Source organism: Microbacterium sp. B19, assembly GCF_000333395.1.
GTDB lineage: Bacteria > Actinomycetota > Actinomycetes > Actinomycetales > Microbacteriaceae > Microbacterium.
This window is the reverse complement of sequence record NZ_BADA01000566.1, coordinates 1-17,088: the sequence shown is the minus strand read 5'-3', so window position 1 is coordinate 17,088 and position 17,088 is coordinate 1. Positions and strand designations below refer to the sequence as shown.

The 17,088-nt window shown below is 69.1% G+C and carries 15 protein-coding genes, 1 tRNA gene and 1 other RNA gene; 10 read left to right on the top strand and 7 right to left on the bottom strand.

Annotation, left to right across the window (positions count from 1 at the left end):
• Nucleotides 1–69: 69 nt before the first annotated feature.
• The 4 genes from I5G_RS19435 (at nucleotide 70) to rnpB (ending at nucleotide 3,980) form a co-directional block, all read left to right on the top strand.
• Nucleotides 70–798, top strand: a complete 729-nt coding sequence (locus I5G_RS19435) for a zinc ribbon domain-containing protein (protein WP_026096111.1) — start codon at nucleotides 70–72, stop codon at nucleotides 796–798.
• A 6-nt stretch (nucleotides 799–804) separates the two neighbouring features.
• Nucleotides 805–2,517: a bifunctional 3'-5' exonuclease/DNA polymerase gene (locus I5G_RS19430; RefSeq protein WP_026096110.1), complete on the top strand. Its 1,713-nt coding sequence runs from the start codon at nucleotides 805–807 to the stop codon at nucleotides 2,515–2,517.
• Nucleotides 2,518–2,544: 27 nt separating this feature from the next.
• Entirely contained in the window at nucleotides 2,545–3,567 is a 1,023-nt protein-coding gene (locus I5G_RS19425; RefSeq protein ID WP_022880548.1) for a hypothetical protein, read from the top strand.
• Between the two features lie 48 nt (nucleotides 3,568–3,615).
• Nucleotides 3,616–3,980: RNase P RNA component class A (rnpB, locus tag I5G_RS24235), an RNA gene on the top strand.
• Between the two features lie 8 nt (nucleotides 3,981–3,988).
• On the opposite strand, the gene I5G_RS19420 is transcribed toward rnpB, so the two are convergent.
• The gene (locus I5G_RS19420; protein WP_022880547.1) at nucleotides 3,989–4,417 is read right to left on the bottom strand and encodes a YkvA family protein; all 429 of its coding nucleotides are present in this window, start codon (nucleotides 4,415–4,417) and stop codon (nucleotides 3,989–3,991) included.
• Between the two features lie 7 nt (nucleotides 4,418–4,424).
• Nucleotides 4,425–5,210 (bottom strand): polyphosphate--glucose phosphotransferase, encoded by a 786-nt coding sequence (gene ppgK, locus I5G_RS19415; RefSeq protein ID WP_022880546.1) that lies wholly within the window; start codon nucleotides 5,208–5,210, stop codon nucleotides 4,425–4,427.
• Between the two features lie 98 nt (nucleotides 5,211–5,308).
• Here ppgK and I5G_RS19410 point away from each other — a divergent pair, with 98 nt between their 5' ends.
• From I5G_RS19410 to I5G_RS19400, 3 genes are read left to right on the top strand one after another with little or no spacing between them, the layout of a single operon-like run.
• Nucleotides 5,309–5,515, top strand: a complete 207-nt coding sequence (locus I5G_RS19410) for a hypothetical protein (RefSeq protein WP_022880545.1) — start codon at nucleotides 5,309–5,311, stop codon at nucleotides 5,513–5,515.
• Nucleotides 5,516–5,542: 27 nt separating this feature from the next.
• Complete coding sequence (gene glnA / locus I5G_RS19405) at nucleotides 5,543–6,883, top strand: type I glutamate--ammonia ligase (protein ID WP_026096109.1); 1,341 nt, start codon at nucleotides 5,543–5,545, stop codon at nucleotides 6,881–6,883.
• A 10-nt stretch (nucleotides 6,884–6,893) separates the two neighbouring features.
• Complete coding sequence (locus I5G_RS19400) at nucleotides 6,894–9,884, top strand: bifunctional [glutamine synthetase] adenylyltransferase/[glutamine synthetase]-adenylyl-L-tyrosine phosphorylase (protein ID WP_026096108.1); 2,991 nt, start codon at nucleotides 6,894–6,896, stop codon at nucleotides 9,882–9,884.
• A 6-nt stretch (nucleotides 9,885–9,890) separates the two neighbouring features.
• Here I5G_RS19400 and I5G_RS19395 read toward each other — a convergent pair whose 3' ends face one another.
• Entirely contained in the window at nucleotides 9,891–11,585 is a 1,695-nt protein-coding gene (locus I5G_RS19395; protein ID WP_022880542.1) for a long-chain-fatty-acid--CoA ligase, read from the bottom strand.
• Between the two features lie 96 nt (nucleotides 11,586–11,681).
• On the opposite strand from I5G_RS19395, the gene I5G_RS19390 reads away from it, so the two are divergent.
• Nucleotides 11,682–11,996, top strand: coding sequence for a DUF2277 domain-containing protein (locus I5G_RS19390; RefSeq protein WP_022880541.1), 315 nt, complete (start codon nucleotides 11,682–11,684; stop codon nucleotides 11,994–11,996).
• Between the two features lie 6 nt (nucleotides 11,997–12,002).
• Here I5G_RS19390 and I5G_RS19385 read toward each other — a convergent pair whose 3' ends face one another.
• Nucleotides 12,003–12,449, bottom strand: a complete 447-nt coding sequence (locus I5G_RS19385; protein WP_022880540.1) for a hypothetical protein — start codon at nucleotides 12,447–12,449, stop codon at nucleotides 12,003–12,005.
• A gap of 285 nt (nucleotides 12,450–12,734) precedes the next feature.
• On the bottom strand, nucleotides 12,735–13,055 hold the full coding sequence (locus I5G_RS23740; protein WP_034314116.1) for a helix-turn-helix domain-containing protein: 321 nt from the start codon (nucleotides 13,053–13,055) through the stop codon (nucleotides 12,735–12,737).
• A gap of 1,045 nt (nucleotides 13,056–14,100) precedes the next feature.
• Here I5G_RS23740 and I5G_RS19370 point away from each other — a divergent pair.
• The gene (locus tag I5G_RS19370) at nucleotides 14,101–15,126 is read left to right on the top strand and encodes a P63C domain-containing protein (RefSeq protein ID WP_022880538.1); all 1,026 of its coding nucleotides are present in this window, start codon (nucleotides 14,101–14,103) and stop codon (nucleotides 15,124–15,126) included.
• Nucleotides 15,127–15,436: 310 nt separating this feature from the next.
• Nucleotides 15,437–15,880 carry a hypothetical protein gene (locus I5G_RS19365; RefSeq protein WP_022880537.1) on the top strand — a complete coding sequence of 148 codons (444 nt, stop codon included), beginning with the start codon at nucleotides 15,437–15,439 and terminating at the stop codon, nucleotides 15,878–15,880.
• Between the two features lie 128 nt (nucleotides 15,881–16,008).
• On the opposite strand, the gene I5G_RS19360 is transcribed toward I5G_RS19365, so the two are convergent.
• Together I5G_RS19360 and I5G_RS19355 are read right to left on the bottom strand one after the other, a co-directional pair.
• A tRNA-Ile gene (locus I5G_RS19360) sits at nucleotides 16,009–16,097 on the bottom strand.
• Between the two features lie 200 nt (nucleotides 16,098–16,297).
• A partial coding sequence (locus tag I5G_RS19355) for a glutamine synthetase (protein WP_022880536.1) occupies nucleotides 16,298–17,088 on the bottom strand: 791 nt, incomplete at its 5' end.

Sequence of the window (17,088 nt, the reverse complement as noted above, 5' to 3'; positions counted from 1 at the left end):
CTCTGGTCGGTCGAAAGCTCAACGCTATCCGGAACACCGCTGTCGCACCCCCGGGGTAGCGTGGACTCCGTGAACGCCGACCCCGCCGACCAGCGCAAACTGCTCGATCTCGCCGACCTCGACGCCCGCATCCGCCGCGACGAGCACGTCAAGGGCAACCCGCCGCAGGCCGCGAAGGTGCGCGAGCTCCTCGCGCAGCGGTCGTCGCTCACGCAAGAGCTGGGCAATCGTGCGAACGTCCGCGACGATCTCAAGGCCGAGCTGGCCCGCGTCGAATCCGACGTCGCGGTCGTCGATGCGCGCGTGAAGCGCGACGCCGAGCGGCTCGCCGCCGCCACGAACGCCAAGCAGGCGCAGGGCTTCGAGGCCGAGCTGGCCTCGCTCGCGCGCCGCAAGAGCGACCTCGAAGACGCCGAGATCGCCCTCATGGAGCAGCTCGAGGCGGCCGACGCGGCCGTCGCCGAGCAGGAGGCGATCATCGCCGAGACCAACGCGCAGGGCGCCGAGCTCAGCGCCGAGGCGAAACGTGTCGTCGCCGAAGCCACCGACCGGCTCGAAGCCGCCCGTCGCGACCGCGAAGCCGTAGCCGGTGGCGTGCCGTCCGACCTCCTCGCCCTGTACGAGCGTCTGGCGGCGCGCGGCAACGGCGCCGGACTCCTCCGCGCCGGTGCGTGCGAAGCGTGCCGCATGGTCCTCCCGCCGAGCGACCTCGCCGAGGTCCGCCGCGCCCAGACCGACGAGGTCGTGTTCTGCCCCGAGTGCGGCGCGATTCTCGTCCGCACCGAAGAATCGCGGTGACCCGCCCTGGCGTCCTCGTCGACTGAGGTCGTCGTCGGGCGCACGGCATCCGGAACCATCGCCCTGAGCGACCTGGATGCCGACGGCTCGGTCGTCCGCACCGTCACCGTCGCGCGCGACGACCTGCCCGCCGCGATCCGCGAGCGCGAAGCCGGGGGAGACGTGCGGTGGGTGTGGAGCGACACACCCTCCTGGTACGCCTCGCTGCTGGCATCTTCGGTCCGGGTCGCCCGCGCGTGGGACCTGCGGCTCGTGCACGCGTTCCTCCGCGACGCCGAGGCCGTCGTCGACGACAACGGTCTGCGCGCTCATCCGGAATGGGATGCCACGGCCTCGGCGTCCGACGACACCGACACGCTCTTCTCCCTGGGCGCCGCGAGCACCGGCCCACCCGACGACGTCGAGGCCGCGGCCGCCGAGTACCGCCGGCAGCGCGCGGCGATCGCCTCCGCGCGCACGCCCGGAGCGCTGCGCCTCCTCGCCGCGGCCGAGTCCGCCGGGGCGCTGATCGCCGCGGAACTGCACGCCGCGGGACTCCCGTGGAGCGTCGAGACGCACGAGCGCATGCTCGAGGAGCAGCTCGGCACGCGCGTCGCGGGCGGACTGCCGACGCGGGTCGAGCGGGCGGCGGCCGCGGTGCGGGACGCGCTCGGCGATCCGTCCGTCTCGCTCGACTCGCAGCCGCGTCTGCTGCGCGCACTGCACCGCGCGGGGCTGCTCGTCGAGTCGACCAACCGGTGGGAGCTCGCCGAGCACGACCACCCCGCCGTCGCCCCGCTCATCGCCTACAAGAAGCTCATGCGGCTCTACACCGCGAACGGCTGGGCGTGGATGGCCGAGTGGATCCACGACTCCCGCTTCCGCCCGGTGTATGTTCCCGCCGGCGTCGTCACCGGACGCTGGGCGTCGTCGGGCGGGGGAGCGCTGCAGATCCCGCGGCAGTTGCGCACCGCCGTCCGCGCCGACCCGGGCTGGACGCTCGTCACCGCCGACGTCGCGCAGCTCGAACCGCGCGTGCTCGCCGCGATGGCCCGCGACACGGCGCTGGCGGAGGCGGCATCCGGTCGCGATCTGTACGCCGGAATCGTGGATGCCGGAGCCGTCGGCACACGCGCCCAGGCCAAGGTCGCGATGCTCGGTGCCATGTACGGCGCGACGAGCGGCGAGAGCGGACGTCTCGTGCCGCGGCTGCGGCGCACGTTCCCCCGCGCGATGGCGCTCGTCGACGACGCCGCGCGCGTCGGCGAGGAAGGCGGCCGCGTGCAGACGTGGCTCGGCCGCACGTCACCGCCCGCCGGCGAGCTGTGGCGCGCCGTGCAATCTCGGGCCAGCGACGCCGAGGCATCCGGGGTCGACGAGACCCGAGCCCGCCGCGCCGCCCGCGACCGCGGCCGCTTCACCCGCAACTTCGTCGTGCAGGGCACCGCCGCCGAGTGGGCTCTCGCGTGGCTCGCCGACCTGCGCACCCGACTGTCCGCCCTCGCACCCGTGGATGCCACGCGCTCCGCGCCCGCGTCGGGTCCGGCGTTCGCGCGGGTGCCGCACCTGGCGTTCTTCCTGCACGACGAGATCGTCGTGCACACCCCGGTCGAACACGCGGACACCGTCGCCGACGCGGTGCGGGAGTCCGCGGCATCCGCGGGTCGACTGCTGTTCGGGACGTTCCCGATCGACTTCCCCCTCGACCTGCGGATCGGCGAGACGGCCGAGAAGGGCTGATGGTGAGGCCTTCGCTATCGTCGTCGGGTGATCGCTCTTCCGCCCTATCCGAAGCGCGCCTCGAGCGCCGAGGTACGCCAGGTCGCGCCGTCGGCGTATCGGGTCGCCGCCGCAGGCGTGGTGGTCTTGCCCTGTGGCGTCGCGCTGCTGTTGCTCGCCGCGCTCGTGCAGCTCGGGATCTCTACGGCTGACTGGCTCGACGGGATCCGGGGTCTCGTCGTGACGATTCTGTTCTGGTCGGGCGTTGTCGCGGTCGTCATCGGCGTTTCGCTCCTCCAGCAGCCGGCCGAGGTCCGACGCGGGATCGCCCTGAGCCGTTTCGGACGGGAGGCGGGACTGGAGTATGTCCGCTCCGGGGGACCTGTCGAGGCGCGCGGGGTGTTCTTCACCGACGGGGCCGCCGGGCGCACTCCCGTCTATCAGAGTGAATTCGAGCTGCGGAGCGGCCCATCACTGAGCCCCGACCTGCGGTTGGGGGTCGCCACCTTCCGCGGCAACAAGAACGACCCGCGGGGGCCGCGGCCGGTCTTCCGCTTTCTGGAGCTGCGGCTGCCGCGGCCCGTTCCCCACGTGATGATCGACTCTCTGCGCAATGGCCGTCTGCGGGAGGGACCGTCCGCGGTACAGCGTCTGCGGCTGGAGGGCGACGTCGACCGACACTTCGCCGTCTATGCGCCCCGCGGGTACGAGCGCGACGCCCTGCAGCTTCTCACCCCGGACGTGCTGATCTGCCTGATCGACCACGGCCGCGCCTGGGACGTCGAGATCGTCGACGACCGGGTGATCGTGGCATCCACTCGATTCCGGCAGAGACAGGATGCCACCGAGGTACCGGGCCTGCTCCGGTTCGCCCTGCTGCTCGGCGCGGAGCTGCGCACACAGGTTGCGCCGTACACCGATCCCCGGGCGGAGAATCCGCGGACGCAGGTGTCCGCCGCCGGGCGGCGGCTCCGACGACGCTCGATGTGGTGGCAAGCCCTTCTGCTCATCGGCATCATCTTCGGGACACCGGCGCTGATCCTGGGCGTCCTGCTCCTGATCATCGGCTGACCCGCCCCGGGCCGCCGCTTCGCACCCGGATAGACTCGACGGTGCGAATGGGTCGGCTGGACGGTCGCGTCACGGGTTCGCCCGTGCCGAGGAACGTCCGGGCTCCACAGGGCAGGACGGTGGGTAACGCCCACCCGGAGCAATCCGCGAGACAGTGCCACAGAGAGCAGACCGCCCGCGCTTCACGGCGCGGGTAAGGGTGAAAGGGTGGTGTAAGAGACCACCGGGGTCGTGGTGACACGACCCGCGAGGTAAACCTCGTCCGGAGCAAGGCCAGACAGGGGATGACGACGCGGCTCGCCGAGTCCCCGGGTAGGCCGCTGGAGCGGCACGGCAACGTGTCGCCGAGAGAGATGACCGTCCACGGGGCTCACGCCCCCGGACAGAACCCGGCGTACAGGCCGACCCATTCGCGCCCTCGTCAGGAGTCCTGACCCACCCCGAGGCCGATCAGCGCCAACATCCCCTCCAGCCCCGCGGTGGTGCCGGGCCAGTGCCGGGCGACGGCATCCCGTCCGGCGTGCCGGATCGCGTAGCGCAGCACGAGCGCGGCGATCAGCGCGTCGTCGAGCACACCGATCACCGGCAGGAAGTCCGGCACCAGGTCGATGGGCAGCAGCAGGTACACCAGCAGCGCGCCGAGCCAGATGCGCGTGCCCATCGGCACCCCCGGGTCGGCGGCCAGACGCCGCACGAGCCGGACGACGTCGGGGATGAGGCGCAGGATCTCGCGCCAGTCCAGCTCGCGCCCGAGACGGCGGTGCTGCACCACGAGCACCACGATCAGCGCCGCCCACAGCACGGCCAGCCCGCCGACGACGGCGAGAACGACCGCGACCCCGTCGGGCAACAGCGGGTTACTTGACCGCGGGAAGCGCCTCGACCACCGGGACCGCGAGCGACGCCGCGCCGATGATGCCCGCGTTGTTGCGGTGCTTCGCCGGGACGATCGGGGCCCGCAGCTTCAGCATCGGCAGGAACTCCTCGGAGTGCTTCGACACCCCGCCGCCGACGACGATCAGGTCGGGGCTGAAGAGGAACTCGACGTAGTCGTAGTACCACTGCAGACGCTTCGCCCACTTCTCCCACGACAGCTCGTCGCGCTCCATCGCGGAGTAGGCGGCGTAGCCCTCGGCATCCTTCTTGTGCTCGGCACGCTGGAGGTGACCGAGCTCGCTGTTCGGGATGAGGACGCCGTCGTAGATCATCGCGGAGCCGATGCCCGTGCCGAGGGTCGTGAGGATCACAAGGCCGTTCACGCCCTTCGCGGCGCCGTAGCGCACCTCGGCGATGCCGGCGACGTCGGCGTCGTTCGCGAAGTGGATGTCACGCGAGAGGCCCTGCTCGAAGAACTTCTCGGCCTCGAAGCCGATCCACGACGACGAGACGTTCGCGGCCGACAGCGTCTTGCCGTTCTTCACGATCGCGGGGAACGCGACGCCGAGCGGCAGCTCGTCCGGGGCTTCGAGGGTGTGGAGGACCTGCTTCACCGCCTCGAGGACGTCGGCGGGCTCCGCGCCCTTCGGGGTGGAAACCTTCACCCGATCGCTGATGAGCTCACCGGCATCCAGGTCGACGATTCCCGCCTTGATCCCGGTTCCGCCGATGTCCACTCCGACCGCACGCGACGCATTCGTTGCCATGCCCTCCAGCCTAGCCAGGCTGGGGGCCCGGATCAGTAGGATCGGGGGAGCGCCCGTCAGACGTCCGCTACGGAGCCAGACCCACGCAAGGAGCGATCGTGAGCGACGACAACAAGAAGTACTGGTACAACCTCGAGACCGGCCAGGTCGAGCAGGGGTACGAGTCGCCGGCGGTCGATCGCGCGGGTCCCTTCGACACCGCGGAGGAAGCGGCGCGCGCGCCCCAGCTGCTGCAGGAACGTTCGAAGAAGTGGGCCGAGGACGAGGCCCGCGACTCCGACTGGGGATCCGGCTCCGGCCGCTGATCCCGCCCGATCGAAACGAGGATGACGATGGACAAGCAGCGCGATTTCGTCCTGCGGACGATCGAGGAACGCGGCGTGAAGTTCGTGCGCCTGTGGTTCACCGACGTGGTCGGAACCCTGAAGTCGGTGGCGATCGCCCCGGCCGAGGTGGAAGGGGCGTTCAGCGAGGGCCTGGGCTTCGACGGCTCGGCCATCGAGGGTCTGACGCGGTCGTACGAGTCCGACCTGCTCGCGCACCCCGACCCCACGACGTTCCAGATCCTCCCGTGGCGCGGGGAGATCGACCCGACGGCGCGCATGTTCTGCGACATCACGACGCCCGACGGCCAGCCCGCGGTCGCCGACCCGCGGCACGTGCTCAAGCGCACGCTCGCGAAGGCCGCCGACGCCGGGTTCACGTTCTACACGCACCCCGAGATCGAGTTCTACCTGCTGAAGTCGTCGCAGCTCGGCCCCGACGGACGCCCCGAGCCCGTCGACTCCGCCGGCTACTTCGACAACGTCCCCGGCGGCACGGCGCACGACTTCCGTCGTCGCTCGGTGCGGATGCTGGAAGACCTCGGCATCTCCGTCGAGTTCAGCCACCACGAGGGTGGCCCCGGCCAGAACGAGATCGACCTCCGCTACGCCGACGCCCTCACCACGGCCGACAACATCATGACCTTCCGCACGGTCGTGAAGGAGGTCGCGATCGAGCAGGGCGTGTACGCGACGTTCATGCCGAAGCCGCTCAGCGGCCAGCCGGGCAGCGGTATGCACACGCACATGTCGCTGTTCGAGGGCGACATGAACGCGTTCTACGAAGAGGGCGGCCAGTACCAGCTGTCGAAGGTGGGCCGTCACTTCATCGCCGGCCTCCTGCGTCACGCCAACGAGATCTCGGCCGTGACGAACCAGTTCGTCAACTCGTACAAGCGCCTGTGGGGCGGCGACGAGGCTCCGAGCTTCATCTGCTGGGGTCACAACAACCGCTCCGCGCTCGTCCGCGTTCCGCTGTACAAGCCCAACAAGGGCCAATCGACGCGGGTCGAGTACCGTGCGCTCGACTCCGCCGCGAACCCCTACCTGTCGTACGCGCTCATGCTCGCGGCCGGCCTCAAGGGCATCGAAGAGGGCTACGAGCTGCCGCCCGAGGCGGAGGACAACGTGTGGTCGCTGTCCGACGCCGAGCGTCGCGCGCTCGGTTACGCACCGCTCCCGGCGAGCCTCGACCACGCCCTTGGGTACCTCGAGGAGTCCGAGCTCGTCGCCGAGACGCTGGGGGAGCAGGTCTTCAAGTACGTGCTCCTGAACAAGCGTCGCGAGTGGCAGCAGTACCGCGCGCAGGTCACGCCCTTCGAGCTGCAGAGCAACCTCGAGGCGCTCTGACCGCGCCGTGGTGATCTCGGGCGATCGATCGACGGCGCTCACCGCCCTGGCCCGCACCGGCTTCTCGCGTCTCGCGGAAGCCGATGCGGGCTTGGGCGAGCTCGAACAGCTCACGGGCGCCGAGCGGGCGGATGCCATGGACCTGGCGCACCGCGTCGCCGATCCGGATCGGGCGCTTTCGGCGCTCGTGCAGATCGCCCGACGGGATGCCGCTGCCGTCCGCGCCGCGGCCGCCGACGCGGGCACGTGGCGCGCGCTGTGGGACATCGTGGGGGCATCCGACGGATTCGCGGAGTTCTACCTCCGGCATCCGGACGAGATCGCCCACCTCGCCGGCGCGGGTCTGACCGTGCCCGACGAGCCGTCCATGCGCGCCGAGCTATTAGCATCCGTCGGTGAGGAAGACGGCTTCGCCGCCGATGCAACGGATGCCGCGTGGGTGGCGCTGCGCGTGCGGTACCGCCGCCTGCTCGCGAGGATCGCCGCGTACGACCTCGGCCAGGAGGACTCGGCCGCGGCGATCGACATCGTGTCCGCGGCCCTGGCCGACCTCGCGGGTGCCGCGCTCGAGGCATCGCTGGCCGTGGCCCGCTCGCGCGTGTCGGGCACCGGCCCCGGCACGTTCCCGCGCGAGCAGGTCGCCGCGACGCGTTTCGCCATCATCGCGATGGGCAAGACCGGGGCGCGCGAACTCAACTACGTGAGCGACGTGGACGTCATCTTCGTCGGCGGCAGCGCCGACGAGGAGGTCGTGTCCGAGGCGCGCGCGATCGACATCGGCACCCGCCTCGCGGTGCAGACGATGCGGGGCATCTCCGGTCCCGAGATCGAGCCGCCGCTGTGGGAGGTCGACCCGAACCTCCGCCCCGAGGGGAAGCAGGGCGCGCTCGTCCGCAGCCTCGGCGCCCACGAGCAGTACTACGCCCGCTGGGCGAAGAGCTGGGAGTTCCAGGCGCTGCTGAAGGCCCGCGCTATCGCCGGCGACCCGGCCCTCGGGGCCGAGTACATCGCCGCGGTGCAGCCGCTGGTGTGGCACAGCGCCGCGCGCGAGAACTTCGTCGAGGGCGTCCAGCGCATGCGCGAACGCGTCACCGAGCACATCCCCGCGGCCGAGATCAACCGGCAGGTGAAGCTCGGGCCAGGTGGCATCCGGGATGTCGAGTTCACCGTGCAGCTGCTGCAGCTCGTGCACGGACTCACCGACGACCGCATCCGCCAGCGCGGCACGCTCGAGGCCCTCGACGCGCTGGTCGCCGAGGGGTACATCGGCCGCAGCGAGGCCGAGGCCTTCGGCCGCGACTACCGCCTGCTGCGACTCATCGAGCACCGGCTGCAGCTCCGCGGCCTCCGTCGCACCGCACTGCTGCCCGAGAAGGAGGACGACCTCCGCGTCCTCGCGCGCGCCACCGGACTCGCGGACTCCGCCGCGGGCGTGCAGGCCGCGTGGGAGAGCATCAAGCGCGAGGTCCGTGACATCCACGTCCGCCTCTTCTACCGGCCGCTGCTGTCGGCCGTGGCCGCGCTGCCCGAGGGGGAGCGGTCGCTCTCGACCGAGCAGGCGCGCGACCGTCTCGCGGCGATCGGCTTCCGCGACCCGGCCGGCGCCCTGCGGCACATCGCGGCGCTCACCAGCGGCCTGAGCCGCAAGGCGACGATCCAGCGGCACCTCATGCCGATCATGATCCGGTGGTTCGCCGACGGCGTCGACCCCGACTACGGCCTGCTCGTGTTCCGCCGCATCAGCGAACGGCTCGGCAACACCCCGTGGTTCCTGCGGATGCTGCGTGACTCCGCGGGCGCCGCCGAAAGCCTCACCCGCGTGCTGTCGGGCTCGCGCTACATCGGCGAGCTGATGGAGTGGATCCCCGAGTCGGTCGCGTGGCTCGACGACGACGCGCTGCTGCGACCCCGCTCCGGCGCCGCGCTACAGGAGGAGGCTCGGGCGATCCAGACGCGCTGGGACGACATCGAGGGTGCCATGCGGTCGGTGCGGGCGCTCCGCCGCCGCGAGATGCTCCGCATCGCCATGGCCGCGGTGCTCGAGGTCGTGTCGCTCGAAGAGCTGTCGGATGCCCTCACGACGATCACCGAGGTGACGATCCAGGCGACGCTCCGCGCGGTGCGCCGCGAGGTCGTTCCGCCCGAGGACGACGCCCTCGACTTCTCGATCATCGCGATGGGACGCTTCGGCGGACGCGAGATCGGGTTCGGGTCGGATGCCGATGTGATGTACGTCTATCGCGCGAACGGCGTCGACCCGCAGCGCGCGAGCAGCCTCGCGCTGAAGATCGTGGCCGGGCTGCGCGAGCACTCCGAGGACCACCGACTTCCGCTCGACCTCGACGCCGATCTGCGCCCCGAGGGACGCAGCGGCCCCCTCGCGCGCTCGCTCGACGCGTACGCCGAGTACTACCGCCGGTGGTCGCTGTCGTGGGAGGCGCAGGCGCTGCTGCGCGCCCGCGGTGTCGCGGGGAGCGTCAAGCTCATCGCCGACTTCATCGCCCTCGCCGACGACGTGCGGTACCCCGCGACCGCCGACCCGAACGGGCTCCGCGAGATCCGCCGGATCAAGGCCCGTGTCGAGAACGAACGGCTCCCGCAGGGCGCCGACCCCGCGCGCCACCTGAAACTCGGCCCCGGCTCGATCAGCGACGTCGAGTGGCTCGTGCAGATCCTCCAGCTGCAGCACGCGCGCGCGATCCCGGCGTTGCGTACGACGTCGACGCTGGGCGCGCTGGGTGCCGCGGTGGAGGCCGACCTCATCGCTCCGGACGCGGCGGAGAAGCTCGCGGCATCCTGGCACCTGGCGAGCCGACTGCGGTCGGCCAACACCCTGCTGTCGGGGCAGACGAGCGACGTGCTGCCCGCCGACCGTGCCCGCCTCGACGGCATCGGACGGATTCTCGAGTACCCGCCCCACTCGGCCACCCAGGTCGAAGAGGACTACCTCGGCGCCACGCGGCGCGCCCGCCGCGTGTTCGAGAAGCTCTTCTACGGGTGATCCGGTTCAGGATGCCAGCAGTCGCTCCCGCACCTCGCGACGCAGCACCTTGCCGATGAGGGACCGTGGCAGGTCGTCGACGACGACCACGCGACGCGGCACCTTGTAGGCCGCGAGCCGCGACTTGCAGTAGTCGCGGATCGCCTCGGGCTCGATCTGCACGCCGTCGCGCACCACGATCGCGGCGGCGACGTCCTCTCCGCCGCGCGGCTTCGGAAGAGCGACGACCGCGGCGCCCTCGATGTCGGGGTGCGACACCAGCACGTCTTCCACCTCGCTGGGCGAGACGTTGAAACCGCCGGTGATGATGATCTCCTTCAGCCGGTCGACGATCGTGACGAAGCCGTCGGCCGAGACCGAGGCGATGTCGCCGGTGCGCAGCCAGCCGCCGTCGAGGAGCGTCGCGGCGGTATCGGCGGGACGGTTCCAGTACCCCTGGAACACCTGCGGCCCGCGCAGGAGCAGCTCGCCGGCCTCGCCGAGCGGGAGGTCCTTCTCGGGGTCGGACGGGTCGACCACCCGGATGTCGGTGCTCGGGAACGGCACACCCACCGTGCCGGGGCGCCGCGACGGTCCGATCGGGTTGCCGACCGCCACCGGTGACGACTCGGTCATGCCGTACCCCTCGACCAGCAGACCGCCCGTGGCCGCCTCCCACCGGTCGACGGTGGCGACCGGCAGGCTCATGGCACCCGAGATCGCGAAGCGGACGGTCGACAGGTCGAGCGTCCCGCGGGAGGCGGCGCGCGCGAGCTGGTCGTAGATCGGGGGAACGGCCGGCAGGAACGTCGGCGGGCTCTTCTTGACGGCGGATGCCACGAGGTCGAGGTCGTACTTCGGGAACAGCACGAGCTTCGCGCCGATGCTCATCGCGAACGTCAGGCAGAGCGTCAGCCCGTACGCGTGGAACAGGGGGAGCACGCCGTAGAACGTCTCCTCGCCGTCGTGGAGGCCCGGCACCCACGCGCGGCCCTGCATCGCGTTGGCGCGGAGGTTCGCGTGCGTGAGGACGGCGCCCTTGGGACTCCCGGTCGTGCCGCTGGTGTACTGCAGCAGCGCGATGTCGCCGAGAAGCGGACCGTGGTGCTTCCGCGAAAGCTTTCCGTGGGTGAGCAGCGCGTCCCACGGCTTCGGGCGCTTCGACGTCGGAGTGGCCGTCAGCTGGGCACGGGACTCGCGCGCCTTCTTCACCGGGAGCTTCAACGCGAGACGGGTACCGAAGGGCATCGCCCGCGTGATGTCGACGCTCACGATGTGCTCGAGCGCCAGATCGGACGGGAAGTCGGCGACCAGGTCGGCGACCTTGTCCCACACGATCGCGAACTTCGCGCCGTGATCCTCGAACTGGTGCCGCAGCTCACGGGCGGTGTAGAGCGGGTTGTGCTCGATGACGATCGCGCCGAGCCGCAGCGCGGCGTAGAACGCGACCACGTGCTGCGGGCAGTTCGGCAGCACGAGCGCGACGCGGTCGCCCGCCTTGACCCCGAGTCGGCGCAGCCCCTCGGCCGCGCGGATGATCTGGTCGCCGAGCTCGCGGTAGGTGGTCTGCGCGCCGAAGAACTCCAGCGCGACGCTCTTGCCGTAACGGTGAACCGAGTCCGCGATCATCTCGGGCAGCGTCTGCGAGGGCTCGTCGATGTCGTGCGGCACGCCTTCGGCGTACGAGCTCAGCCACGGACGCGACGCGTAGGGGGAGGTCATGGCATCCATCCTTCCCGACTCCACCGACACGTCCGCTGTGCGGATGCCGGGAACGCGGGCCTTTCCCGTCGCGGGGGAGCGGCCTACCCTGTCGGCATGTGCCGCAACATCGTGCCGCTCCACAACTTCGCGCCGCCCGCGACCGACGACGAGTGCCACGACGCGGCGCTGCAGTTCGTCCGCAAGATTTCGGGGACGACGAAGCCCTCACGCGCGAATCAGGAAGTGTTCGACCGCGCCGTGGAGGAGATCGCCGAGGCCACCCGCCGGCTGCTCGACGAACTCGTCACAACGGCTCCGCCCAAGACGCGTGAGGTCGAGGCGGCGAAACGGCAAGCCCGATCGGCGGACCGCTACGAGGCGATCCGCGTGTTCCAGGAGCAGAAGCGCGCCGCGCGCTCGGCATCCTGAGCCGTCTCACCCCTCGTCGAAGCGCTCGAACAGGGGAGTGGCATCCGGACTCTCCAGATCCGGGATGCCGTCGTCACGCGGCACCGCGGTGAGCGGGCCGCGCAGCTGGTCGAGGAGCGCGCCGGCATCTCCGGGCTCGCACGTGGAGGTCGCGCGCAGTTCCAGCACGTCGATCGTGCCCTCGGCCGGATTCGCCGGAACCATGTCGACATCCAGACGCGACACCTTCGCCTCAGGTTTACCCGCAACGATCACGATGTTCTCGATTCCCTCGCCGTACGTCGGCATCGGCGCGAGTTGCCACCCGTTTTCAGACAACCACGAGCGGAGTTCCTCCATCCGCTGGGGCCCCTGACCATCGAACGAGAAACCGTCCGGCAGATTGCGCCGCAGGAAGAATTCGTATCCCTGGTCGCACCGCTGCGGGGTGTCGCCGAATTCGGCGACCCCCACTCGCCGTCAAAGATCTAGTTCTGCACCTCCGCGACGGTCGCCTTGAATTCGAGGTTCACCGCCCGGGCTTCGGCGAACGCCTGCTCGGACCCGGCGACGGGCTTCGTCGTTGATCATCCGGAGATCAGACCCTGAAGTACAGCTCGTACGAATTCGGGGCGAGCGGGTGGTGATGGCCGATGCTGTCAGGCGCGGAATCAGGCGGACTTCGTTTTGTCTGCTGATGGTGGCTTTCGGAACGAAATGGGGGTTCTGCGAAGTTTCAGCGGACTGTCCGTCATCCGATCAATTGAACTCGGCGTCGACCCAGACCTCGAGATCTGACCGTCGGTAGCGGACCAGCTTGCCGCGACGCACAAAGCACGGTCCTTCACCAGCAGATCGCCAGATCCTCAGCGTATGCGGGCTGAGACCCAGGCGCGCTGCAGCCGCCTCCGTGGTGAGCAGGATCGCATCAATGGGCGCAGCAGAGTCGACCTCCGCTGGCTGGGATTGCGCCTCTGCCCGTCGTTCCTCCTTCGCGCGGAGAGCCGCGTCGTAGTCCTGCTGCTCGATCGCGTCACGCATGATGAGCGCCGCAGCGCGGAGTCTCTCGGCGGGGGTCATGTCCTGGATTCTCATGCCCGCCACGATCCCACGCCCAAATAGAGGAGGTCACGATTCACGACCCCCTCAGGCGCGATGCGGGGATGCAAGATGTGCACTCCCTCATCGCGCACGGGGGTCCGAGATAGCTCGGACACCCGGTGTCATGGCTCCGAATCACCGGACATCCCGTGAATGCGCGTCACGCGCGCTAGCCTCGGCTCCATGAGTGCTCACATCGAGGCGTGGATCATCCGAGCGCAAGGTACGGGAAGCGCTACGCGTGCAACGGACGACCCCACCTTTCCCTGGGCGTGGGGTGAAGCAATCGCCGTACTCCCAGGGGACGCAACGGCCGCCGAGCGCGCGGCAGCACTCTCTGCGGTGGTACAGACGTCGCATTTCGCCTCGGGTGACCGCAGTGACGTCGAGCAGTTCATCGATCGCTCGTCCTACTTCTCTTCGCAGGTGCGGGGCGCCCACGTTGACGCACTGCACCCATACCTCGCAGCGATTCCCGTCCGTAATCTTCGCTACGTCCAGGCGTCAGCCGGTGAAATGCGAGGGCACTTCGACTACGACGTAATCCCGGCGCGAGAGCTCTAGGCCCCGAATTCTGCCTGCTGAGGTCAAGTCCCTCAGCCTCTCGGACGGGTGACGCCCACCCGTGGGTTTCTGGGTAGGAAACCCGGCAGGGCGCGTCTCAGGGGCCGTCGCACCCCCGCTCCCCGCCGTCCGCCTCAATCCAGGCGATTACGTCCGAGCGGGCGCAACTGTAGAGACTCGTTTTGGGTAGAAGACGCGGGATCCGACCCCGGGCCTCCTTGCGACAACGCGCAAGCGTCTTCGTGGATACGTCGAGGAAGCTCACGAGCCGAGGCGGAGACAGCATTGGGGGCAGCTCGTCGTACTCTTCCATGCAGCCAGCGTGCCATCATCCCGCCCGCGGGCGTTGTCGGCGAGCGGACTCTCGAACAGCTCGGGCGTGTTGCACGCATATGCCAGCTTTATGCGTGCTAGGTTCATGGATGCACGCATTTGGCGAGTGGAATCGAAAGGCGAGCGCATGACGACTGAGATAGTCGAGACGGACATCATGGGCAGAGCGATCGGCGGAAAGGCCCGTGCGGCAAAGCTCACGGCTGAGCAACGCTCGGCCGCCTCCGCTAAGGCCGCGGCTGCAAGATGGGCCAACGAAGGTGAGGTTCGCGAGGTTCTCGCCGGTTCGCCGGACAGCCCGCTGATCATCGGTGATATCGCGATCGAGTGCTACGTGTTGAATGACGACACGCGCGTTATCACGCAGGCGAGCATGCTTCGGGCACTCGGGCGGTCGGTTCGCGTCCCCGGCGCCGAGGGTGCCGACGAATCGCTGCCGCCTATCCTCCGAGCCAAGTCGATCCGGCCCTACGTCGATGGGGTCATCGAGCAGGCTCAACCGATCGCATTCAAGCTACCGAACGGAGTCCGCGCGAACGGCTACCGGGCCGACCTCCTACCGACAATCTGCGAGATCTACCTCGCGGCCCGCGCTGACAAGGCGCTCCCTCCGAACCAGGCCCACATCGCGCGCCAGGCTGAGATCCTGGTCCGCGCGCTCGCACACGTCGGAATCATCGCGCTCGTCGACGAGGCCACGGGCTACCAAGAGATCCGCACCAAGGACGCCTTGGCGCAGATCCTTGAGGCATTCGTGGCTCGCGAACTGCAACCCTGGGTCAAGACGTTCACACCCGACTACTACCGCGAGATGTTCCGGCTCCGCGGCGTTCCCTACGATCCGGCCTCCGTGCACCGCCCACAGTACTTCGGCGCGTTGACGAACGACATCGTCTACGACCGGTTGGCTCCCGGCGTCAAAGAGGAGCTCAAGGCCGCACAGAAGAAGGCCGAGAAGTCGGGCCGGATGTTCCAGCATTTGACGCAGAGCATCGGATACCCCAAGCTGCGGGAGCACCTCGGCTCGGTGCTCACCCTCATGAAGCTCTCGGACGACTGGGGTGAGTTCAAAGCCAAGCTCGACCGCATCCACCCGTCGTACAAAAACCCCAAGTCGCCTCTATGGACAGACCTCTCTGATTTTGGTCTATGACATCAACGAGAATGCCCCCAGATCAACCGCCGCGAGTGGGCACCCTGGGGGCGTTCTCGTGCATAGGAGCAAAATCGGTTTGAGCACTCCGCCGATCGAAACGACCTCATCAAGCGATCGAGATGACGCACACGATAACGCCGGGGCGAGAGGGGTGATGACGGGCTATCTCGCCCCGCTAGGTCGGACGCCCCATGTACCGTGCGGGCCATGACAAACCCCCGACACCATCGAGCCCCACGAGCACCTCTACAGCGCCATCAAGTCACTGGACGGCTGGTACTACCTGCTCGAGCGGGCCGAGGAACTCGTGAACGAAGGCCGCGGCGCACGATCCATCGGCGCGCTTATCTCATCCATCCTCCTTGCCGGCGGCGAGGCCAACGTCCCGCTCGCTGTCACAGGCAAGGCCGATGCGAACGACGGCAGCGGGGACCTGCTAGTGATCTATCCGGACATCATCGTCACGGTGACGGCCTCGGACCTCCACGCCAACACCGCCAGCATCACTACTCGCCTAATCCCCGCTGCCGCTGCCACCGACCTGCAGGTCGAGACGAAGCACAGCTACTACGACGGCACCAGCCAGTTCAGCCGCACCCGAGGATTCGCCTTCACCTTTGCGGTAGGACGGGAGACCTTCAGGCTGGAGGCATCCCGCTTCGGATACCGCCCCGGCCCTCTCGTCGGCGAGGACGCGATGTACGCGGCGTTCCGGTCCATCCGTGATCGCGCCGCAGCGACGGGCGCATAGGCGATCACGCGTTAAGACGAGCATGGAAAGCGTCGCGGTGCCCGACACGGACGCCACATCGCGCGTGACTGTCGCCGCAGAACTCGTCAGCCCACCCGCACCACCGTGACCGAGGGGAGGGCGAGCGGCCCAGGCAGCGGGATTCGAACCCGCGGACGTGCTACACACGTCACCGACTTATCAGGCCGGCGCCTTAGGCCGCTCGAGCCATGCCTCCGTGGGCGTCTGCGCGGTGGGTGTAGCCCGTTGGTCCGCCGACGTGTCCGACGCCCGAGGGCGCGGATCTTCATCTTCACAGAACGAGCCGAGAACAGCAAAAGAGCCCGTCAGCGAAACGGCTGACGGGCTCTTGAGGAGATTCTGCGGACTAGACGCGGACCAGAGACCCGTTCTGCCCCGGAATCCCGGTGCCGGAGATCAGACCCCGAAGTACAGCTCGTACTCGAAGGGGTGCGGGCGCTGGGCCAGCGGCTGGATCTCGTTCTCGATCTTGTACTCGATCCAGGTGTCGATGAGCTCCTGGGTGAAGACGCCACCGGCGAGCAGGAACTCGTGGTCGGCGCGGAGAGCCTCGAGCGAGTCGAGCAGCGAGTTCGGAACCTGAGGAATGTTCTTGGCCTCCTCGGCGGGAAGCTCGTACAGGTCCTTGTCGACGGGCTCGTGCGGCTCGATGCGGTTCTTGATGCCGTCGATGCCGGCCATCAGCTGCGCGGCGAACGCGAGGTACGGGTTGCCCGAGGCGTCCGGCGCGCGGAACTCGATGCGCTTGGCCTTGGGGTTCGTGCCCGTGATCGGGATACGGATGGCCGCGGAGCGGTTACCGGCCGAGTACACCAGGTTGACCGGAGCCTCGAAACCCTTCACCAGACGGTGGTAGCTGTTGAGGGTCGGGTTGGTGAAGGCGAGCACGGCGGGCGCGTGAGCCAGGATGCCACCGATGTACCAGCGCGCGATGTCGGAGAGCCCGCCGTAGCCGGCCTCGTCGTAGAACAGCGGCTTGCCGTCGTTCCACAGCGACTGGTGCGTGTGCATGCCCGAACCGTTGTCACCGAAGAGGGGCTTCGGCATGAAGGTCGCGACCTTGCCCCACTCGAGCGCCGTGTTCTTGACGATGTACTTGAACTTCAGGATGTCGTCGGCCGCGTGCACCATGGTGTCGAAGCGGTAGTTGATCTCGGCCTGACCACCGGTGCCCACCTCGTGGTGAG